Origin of the sequence: Salinihabitans flavidus, from assembly GCF_900110425.1 — a bacterium.
Lineage (GTDB): Bacteria > Pseudomonadota > Alphaproteobacteria > Rhodobacterales > Rhodobacteraceae > Salinihabitans > Salinihabitans flavidus.
This window is the reverse complement of record NZ_FODS01000060.1, coordinates 1-5496: the sequence shown is the minus strand read 5'-3', so window position 1 is coordinate 5496 and position 5496 is coordinate 1. Positions and strand designations below refer to the sequence as shown.

General features: G+C 62.8%; 6 protein-coding genes. 4 read left to right on the top strand and 2 right to left on the bottom strand.

The window, feature by feature from the left end; translation table 11 throughout:
• The first annotated feature begins 85 nt into the window (after positions 1-85).
• Together BMW66_RS19630 and BMW66_RS19625 are read left to right on the top strand one after the other, a co-directional pair.
• A complete protein-coding gene (locus BMW66_RS19630) occupies positions 86-1105 on the top strand; it encodes an IS110 family RNA-guided transposase (protein ID WP_093114960.1) in 1020 nt (339 codons plus the stop codon).
• Positions 1106-1501: 396 nt separating this feature from the next.
• Entirely contained in the window at positions 1502-2041 is a 540-nt protein-coding gene (locus BMW66_RS19625) for a GFA family protein (protein WP_342741897.1), read from the top strand.
• Positions 2042-2104: 63 nt separating this feature from the next.
• On the opposite strand, the gene BMW66_RS19620 is transcribed toward BMW66_RS19625, so the two are convergent.
• Positions 2105-2644, bottom strand: a complete 540-nt coding sequence (locus BMW66_RS19620; RefSeq protein ID WP_093120853.1) for a DUF6647 family protein — start codon at positions 2642-2644, stop codon at positions 2105-2107.
• A gap of 113 nt (positions 2645-2757) precedes the next feature.
• Between BMW66_RS19620 and BMW66_RS19615 the strand changes: the two genes are divergently transcribed.
• Both BMW66_RS19615 and BMW66_RS19610 read left to right on the top strand, forming a co-directional pair.
• Positions 2758-3669 (top strand): LysR substrate-binding domain-containing protein, encoded by a 912-nt coding sequence (locus BMW66_RS19615; protein WP_093120851.1) that lies wholly within the window; start codon positions 2758-2760, stop codon positions 3667-3669.
• A 138-nt stretch (positions 3670-3807) separates the two neighbouring features.
• Complete coding sequence (locus tag BMW66_RS19610) at positions 3808-4851, top strand: TRAP transporter substrate-binding protein (RefSeq protein ID WP_093120848.1); 1044 nt, start codon at positions 3808-3810, stop codon at positions 4849-4851.
• A gap of 7 nt (positions 4852-4858) precedes the next feature.
• Here BMW66_RS19610 and BMW66_RS20915 read toward each other — a convergent pair.
• Positions 4859-5496: integrase core domain-containing protein (locus tag BMW66_RS20915; RefSeq protein WP_425441346.1), on the bottom strand; the 638-nt coding region annotated here is incomplete at its 5' end.

Genomic DNA, 5496 nt, shown 5'->3' with positions numbered 1-5496 from the left:
CGGATGAGGTGGGTGGCTCCTGCTCCACCGGCATCGAATGTGCCAAAGTGCAGTTATCATTGACTGCTGGGAAAGGAGCCACCCAATGACAGTAAAGACCGTAGGCCTGGATTTGGCCAAGGACGTATTTCAAGTTCACGGGATTTCGGAGAACGGCCGCGTCATCTTCAACAAGGCCATCAAACGCGCGAAGCTGCTCGCCTTTTTTGAGGCGCTTCCACCCTGCACCGTTGGCATGGAGGCGTGCGGATCGTCCCATCATTGGGGCCGTGCGCTGCGCAAACTCGGGCACGACGTGAAGCTCATGCCCGCCGGCTACGTCAAGCCTTACGTCAAGCGTGGCAAGACCGACGCTGTGGATGCCGAGGCAATCTGTGAAGCGGTTCGACGCCCGACCATGCGCTTTGTCGAGATCAAGACAGAAGAACAGCAGGCCATTCTTTCACTGCATCGGACGCGCGATCTGGCTGTCCGGCAACGCACGCAGATGGCCAATATGATCCGCAGCCTGTTGCGCGAGTTTGGGCATATCCTGCCCATTGGGATCGAAGCGGTGACGGCTTTCGCGAAGCGCCACCTGGGCGGTGACCACCCGGACATGCCGGAGATCGCCAACGGCATGCTCGGTATCCAGTGCTATCAGTTCATCGGCTTGAACGAGCGCATCGAAGGTTATTCCAAGATGATCGAGCAACACGCCTTGGTCAATGCAGATGCGCGCAGGTTGATGCGCATGCCTGGCATCGGCCCAATCACGGCATCAGCGATTGTCGCAACGATCGGCGATGCAAAACAGTTCCGGACCGGGCGCGATCTGGCGGCTTGGCTCGGACTGACCCCGCTCAACAAATCCAGCGGCGGCAAGGAACGTCTGGGCAAGATCACGAAGCAGGGTGATCGCTACATCCGCAAGCTGCTGGTCGTGGGCATGACGTCTCGCGCTGTGATGGCGAAGCGTTCGCCTGAGAAGGTGGATCTGTGGACCGCGAAGATCATCGCAGACAAACCGTTCCGCTTGGCAACAACCGCGATGGCCAACAAAGCAGCAAGGAGCATCTGGGCGATGCTCACAAAGAAACAGGAATACCGGCAGCCTGCGTTCTGATCGCACCAGTTGCCCACGAGATGCAAGACGTTGAAGTGATGATGCGGAAATAAGTCAACCAAGAGCAAGGACACTCCGGGAAGGTCAGCGGCCCTCTGATGTCGATAAGCCGATTGGAACCTCGCTCGCGGAATTCATCAAGGCCAGCAGAACACCACTGCACAAACAGGCCGGACAGACGACAGTACTGACGAAAATGACCGCAGAAATCGCCAAAAAAACTCTTGCAATGCAGGAGCCACCCACAGAGGACGTTCGCCACGCTCTCGAGCGCCGCAGCGCAGCTTCACCAGACCGGTCATTCGCCACGGGCGCAAAATCTTGAGGTCTGCGGTCTCACACTGTCCAGACAAGGTTGCGATCCGGTGCTACAACGGATGTCAACGACAATGGGGTGTGCGGGTGCAGAAGGGACGTTGCCTTTGCGGGGATCTCGCCTTTGCGGTCGAAGGTCAGCCAATCGACGTGATCCATTGCCACTGCAACTTTTGTCAAAGAGCGACGGGGAGCGCCTATTTGATCGAGACCCTCTTCGCGAAAGAGCAGTTTCGCCTCCTGCATGGAACACCGCGCGTGTTCATTCATACGAGCATACGAGCGCGGGCAGCGGCAAGCGCGTTCATGTTCGTTTCTGCGACATCTGCGGGACCAAGACACATTTGCTGTTCGAGCGATTTCCGGATTCCGTCGGGGGTCTATTCGGATACGTTCGACAAAAAGGACTGGTTCGTGCGTCGGCCGGAAAAAGCGCTATACTTCTATCTGAGCAATGCCCCAGTTGGAAAGGTCCTGCCGTCCGGGCATCAGGTCTTCGATGCGCATTATTGGCGGTCGGACGGTGTTGCCGCAGACGCGCAGATTTTTGATGTCCATACGCTTGTTACGGAACACCTGAAGGCGGAGAGCAAGAAACGCCTGCGCGATCATGAGCACTGATTTGCGACCTATGCTTATGGGCTCCGGCCGCTCACAGGTACGAGGATCAAAGCCCCGATCGGATCAATCGGGGTGGATGTCCCTCCGGGTGCAGCCGGCATCCAGCACCACAGCGATCCAGTTCACGTCTGCTTTCATGCCGCGCTCTGCCAGCCATGCCTCCTGAAGCCTGTAGGCGGGCAGTTCCTGCGCGGCCGGGCAATACCAGTGATGCGGCGTCTGGCGGTGGTGGACCAGTTCGTGAAGCAGGACACTCACGTCCTCGGCGTCACGCGGGTTCCATGGCCTGACCAGCAGGATCTCGGCCTGCTCGGGGTCGTAAAGGCCGCGCAGGCGCCCGCGCTGGAAGCTTCCGGTCGCGCCCCGACGCGCTCTGGCTTCCGCTTCGCTGACCATGCGAATGCGGGGAGGCGCGTCGCGTTGCGCCCACTCGGCGTGCTCGTCCAGCCAGGCATCGAGGACCGACACCAGTTCGTTCAGATCGTTGACCTGCTGCCATTGTGCGGAAGCCTCGGGACGGTGGTCCTCCGCGGCACGCAGCACCGGCGGGCATAGGGCAACGAGGGCCGTGGCGAGGGCCACGGCGACGTGGATGCGGGGCATGGTCGCCTCCAAAGCGGGTTTGGTGATTTGGTTGGTCGATGTTACAATCCGAGCCCAGACCCGCCGAACGATCGTTTTTCAGGCGCGCGTGAGTTCACTTCATGGAGCAGGACATGGGACGCAAGCTTCCCCCCTTCGCCGCTGTCCGGGCCTTCGAGGCGACAGCGCGCCACATGTCGGTCAAGACTGCGGCGGACGAGCTTTGCCTGACGCCCTCCGCGCTCAGCCATCAGATCAAGGCCCTGGAGGGGTTTCTCGACACGCAGCTCTTCGAGCGGTCCGGCAACCGGATCGCCCTCACGCAGACCGGGCAAGGCTATGCCGGCAAGTTGACGCAGCTTCTCGACAGCTTCCAGGACGAGACACAGGCGGCTCGGGGCGGGGCACAGACCCTGCGCGTGCTGTCGACGCCGGGCTTTGCCGCGCGCTGGCTCGTGCCGCGTCTGCCGCGGCTCGACTTCGCCCGGGACATCCGATTGCGCGTCTCGAACGGGGCGCCGTCGCTCGACTTCGCGACAAACGACGCCGATGTGGTAATCCAGTGGTCCGACCGGCCGACGCCGGGCCTGTTGGTGCAACCGCTCATGGCCTCGGTGCGATATCCGGTGATATCGCCCGCGCTGAAATCCCGCGAGGTGGTGAGCCGCCCCGAGGACCTGCTGCGCCTCAGCCTGTTTTATGACGAGACCGACGATGCGTGGCCGGAGTGGTTCGCCGCAACCGGTCTCGACGGGGTCGACCTGCCGCCGGGACCGACCTATCCGAATTGCGAGCTGTCGACGACGATGGTGGAGCAGGGCCAGGGCGTCTCGCTCGCCTATGACGCCGTGGTGCGAGGCACGCTCGCCTCCGGCCGCCTCGAGCGGCTTTTCGACATCGTGACACCGCCCATGGCGATCTATGCGGTGGCCTGTCAGGAGGCGCGGGCCGATGAACCGCGCATCGCCGCGTTCCGCCGCTGGCTCTGCGCCGAGGCGAAAGCCGAGGGCGTGCTACCCGCGGGCCAGCCACAGGCAGCGGAATAGCTGACACGACGCTATGGCTTGCGAGCGCGATCACGCAACGACTGGGCAGCAGGAGTTATCCGGCAAGCCGTTTGTGCAGTTTCATGTTAGTCTGGAAGCATCGGCTGCGATCGGGCAGCCGGTCAAGGGGCCCGAGCCATGAGAAACAAATCCTGTTCGCGTGTGATCGCCTGTGGCATCGCGATTTCAGCCTGCCTCGCGGCGGGTCCCGCGGATGCAGGTGACGACGTCCTGCACTGGCGCGTCAACAGCCTGCTCTACCCCAAGATCTTCGGCGAGGCCGGCGAACGGTTCGCGGAGACGGTGCACCGGCTGTCTGGTGGCAGCTTCGTCATCGAGGTTCACGACCGGCTCGTGCTGGACCAGGACACGTTCGGTGCGCTCGACACCGGGTTGATCGACGCCGTGTGGGGGTCGGCGGGTCATCACCACCGCGAGGATCCGGCGCTGACGATCTTCAGCGGGTTTCCTTTCAGCATCGGCCCCGAAGGTTTCACGGCATGGATGCAGTCGGGTGGCGGGGCCGAGGCGCTCGACGCGATCTATGACCGTCACGGGCTGAAAAGCCTGTACTGTGGCGTTCTTCCTGCGGAAGGTGGCGGTTGGTTCAAGGCACCGGTCACGACGCTCGATGATTTCGACGGGCTTGCCATGCGCAGCTTCGGATACGGCGCGCGGGTGCTGCGAAAACTCGGCGTCGTGCCTTACGCGCTTCCGGCCGAGGACATCCGGCCGGCGCTGAAAAGCGGCCTGATCGACGGGGCCGAATTCTCGTTGCCCGCCATCGATGCCGAGTTGGGCATCTCCGAGGTCGCGGAGCATCTCTACCTTCCGGGCTGGCAGCAGCCTGTCACGTCACTCGAGCTTCTGATGCCCGCGCGCACATGGAGAGCGCTCTCGGACCGGAACAAGGCGGTTTTGGAGGCGGCCTGCGATGAGTCCCTGAGCCGGACAGCCGGCGAGGCGGGCATACAGCAGGTCGAGGCTCTGGCGGAATTCCGCGCTCAGGGCGTCGAACTGCACAGATGGCCCGACGAGATCCTCATCGCCCTGAGACAGGCATGGGAAGAGGTCATCGCCGAGGAGATCGCGCATGATCCACGCCTTGCCGAGGCCTGGCAAAGCTACCTGCGGTTTCGTGCAGGCTATGGCGACTGGCGGGACCGCGCCGTCACCGAATGATCCACGCTCAGCTGGGCATGCCGGCGCGCCGCAGGCCATCGAGGACAAGGTCGAGACCGGCGCGGTCGGTGAAACCATCCAAGGACTGCGCCACGGCGGCAAGGCTTCGCTCGGGGCGGCGCTCCTTTGCGGCAGTGATGACACGGGCCGCGTCCTCAATCCGGCCGGCATGCGCGAGGCTCGCCGCGAACAGCCACCCGGGCCACCATCGGCCGCCGACGAAGGTCCCCGCACCGTAGAGCGGGCCAAGCTCCTCGGTCGCACGGGCCGGTTCGCCGGCAAGCAGATAGCTGTCACATCCCGCGTGATTATACGGTCGTTTCTTGAAGATTTCTGGTTTCTGGCGATGCCAGTCCTTGAGCGCGTCGATGGGCGTTCGGCCCTTGAGCACTGATTGCGGGAGCTGGCCATTATAGAGCCGGACATAGCGAAGGATGGTCTGTTCCAGGTCTTCTCCGCTGCGGAACCGGTGGCTCTGCAGGACATCTTCGATCCGGCCGTTGAAGCGCTCCACCATTCCGTTGGTCTGTGGCCGCATCGGTGGGGCAAGGCGGTGCTCGATACCGAGATCGGCGCAGAGCCGGTCGAACTCGTGGTTTCCAGTGGCGGCGCGTTTTCGCAGGCCGAAGAGCCTGTCGGTGAATT